1 protein-coding gene is annotated in these 672 nt (G+C 44.3%); it reads left to right on the top strand.

Annotation, left to right across the window (positions count from 1 at the left end; genetic code table 11):
- Positions 1 to 28 precede the first annotated feature (28 nt).
- On the top strand, positions 29 to 672 hold a 644-nt coding region (locus tag A3762_RS03925), incomplete at its 3' end, for a YciK family oxidoreductase (protein WP_082868922.1).

The following is a 672-nucleotide window of genomic DNA, read 5'->3' on the forward strand; positions in this document are numbered from 1 at the left end:
CTTTACTCTTCTGCGAATAGGCGTAACCATGCACGATTATCAAGCACCTGAAAACCTACTACTTAACAAAGTTATCCTGGTTACAGGTGCAGGCGAAGGCATAGGAAAGGCAATCGCACTTAGCTATGCACGAGCAGGCGCGACAGTTCTTTTATTAGGACGAACCACCACAAAGCTTGAAGCTGTATACGATCAGATCATATCCGAACAGCTACCTGAACCAGCTATTCTCCCAGTAAATCTTGAAGGTGCTGTTGAAGTTGACTATCACAAAATTTCTGATGTCATCGATCAAGAGTTTGGGCGACTAGACGGGCTTGTTCATAACGCTAGCCAGCTTGGTTCAATGACACCAATAGAGCAATACGAAGTTGAAGTATGGCAAAAAGTTATGCAGGTCAATCTAAATGCATGCTTCTTGATGACAAAAACATTCATCCCCTTACTAAAGCTATCTGATGACCCTTCTATCATTTTTACTTCATCAAGTGTTGGGCGAAAAGGTCGTGCTTACTGGGGTGCATATTCTGTAAGTAAATTCGCGACAGAAGGCTTTGCGCAAGTGCTTGCTGACGAACTGGATACAGAAGAAGATCCGATACGAGTAAACATTATCAACCCCGGCGCAACTCGCACAAATATGAGAGCCAGCGCGTATCCAGCGGAAAACCC

The sequence above is a fragment of the Oleiphilus sp. HI0125 genome (assembly GCF_001635355.1).